At 51.7% G+C, this 1,775-nt stretch carries 1 rRNA gene; it reads right to left on the bottom strand.

What is annotated here, in order from left to right:
• Positions 1–23 precede the first annotated feature (23 nt).
• Positions 24–1,554 (bottom strand): 16S ribosomal RNA (locus CIK90_RS04445).
• Positions 1,555–1,775 lie beyond the last annotated feature (221 nt).

Below are 1,775 nucleotides of genomic sequence, written 5' to 3'. Positions count from 1 at the left end.
AATTATCTAAGATCCGTCTCCAGAAAGGAGGTGTTCCAGCCGCACCTTCCGGTACGGCTACCTTGTTACGACTTAGCCCCAATCACCGGTTTCACCCTAGGCCGACCCTTGCGGTCACGGACTTCAGGTGCCCCCAGCTTTCATGGCTTGACGGGCGGTGTGTACAAGGCCCGGGAACGTATTCACCGCGCCATGGCTGATGCGCGATTACTAGCGAATCCAGCTTCGTGGGGTCGGGTTGCAGACCCCAGTCCGAACTGAGGATGGCTTTCTTGATTAGAATGCACTTGCGTACACCCAACTCTCTGTACCACCCATTGTAACACGTGTGTAGCCCCGGACGTAAGGGCCGTGCTGATTTGACGTCATCCCCACCTTCCTCACACCTTACGGTGGCAGTGTCTCCAGAGTGCCCAGCATAACCTGATGGCAACTGAAGAGAGGGGTTGCGCTCGTTATGGCACTTAAGCCGACACCTCACGGCACGAGCTGACGACAACCATGCAGCACCTCCATAGGCGCCCCGAAGGGCCTCACCATCTCTGGATCGTTCGCCTACAGTTCAAGCCCGGGTAAGGTTCCTCGCGTATCATCGAATTAAACCACATGTTCCTCCGCTTGTGCGGGCCCCCGTCAATTCCTTTGAGTTTCACCGTTGCCGGCGTACTCCCCAGGTGGGATGCTTAACGCTTTCGCTTGGGCGCTCACTGTATATCGCAAACACCGGGCATCCATCGTTTACCGTGCGGACTACCAGGGTATCTAATCCTGTTCGATACCCGCACTTTCGAGCTTTAGCGTCAGTTGTAGCCTTGTCAGCTGCCTTCGCAATCGGAGTTCTTCGTGATATCTAAGCATTTCACCGCTACACCACAAATTCCGCTGACATCGAATACACTCAAGTCTCACAGTTCGCGACGCACATCATACGGTTGAGCCGCTGCATTTCACGTCACGCTTATAAGACCGCCTGCGCTCCCTTTAAACCCAATAAATCCGGATAACGCCCGGACCTTCCGTATTACCGCGGCTGCTGGCACGGAATTAGCCGGTCCTTATTCATAAGGTACATGCAAAACAGGACACGTCCCGTATTTTATTCCCTTATAAAAGAGGTTTACAACCCATAGGGCAGTCATCCCTCACGCTACTTGGCTGGTTCAGGCTTCCGCCCATTGACCAATATTCCTCACTGCTGCCTCCCGTAGGAGTTTGGACCGTGTCTCAGTTCCAATGTGGGGGACCTTCCTCTCAGAACCCCTACTGATCGTTGCCTTGGTGGGCCGTTACCCCGCCAACAAGCTAATCAGACGCATCCCCATCCCATAGCGATCAATCTTTGTTCCACATCAGATGCCGTCCGTGGAAAACATCAGGCATTAATTCGACTTTCGCCGGGCTATTCCTGACTATGGGGAAGGTTGGATACGCGTTACTCACCCGTGCGCCGGTCGCCATCTATCAAAGCAAGCTTCGATAATGCTGCCCCTCGACTTGCATGTGTTAAGCCTGTAGCTAGCGTTCATCCTGAGCCAGGATCAAACTCTCCATTGTAAAAATATCTTTGATACTTCTTAAAGAAGTGTCGTGTCTCTGTTCAGAACGAATCTCATATCCGGTAGTATCATGGATCATAAAGCACCTTGATTCCTAAAAATCGACGGTTCGTAAATTCACCCAAGACTGTACTCATAAAAAGTAAGTCTCGCTTCTTGTACTACTACTTCTCTGTTTTATGTAAATCTTTCAAAGAACTCTTCCTTCAGTGCTTGTCA

The sequence above is a fragment of the Prevotella sp. P5-126 genome (assembly GCF_002251185.1).
Classification (GTDB): Bacteria; Bacteroidota; Bacteroidia; order Bacteroidales; family Bacteroidaceae; genus Prevotella.
The sequence above is the reverse complement of the archived record's forward strand: the minus strand, read 5'-3'. Positions and strand labels throughout refer to the sequence as shown.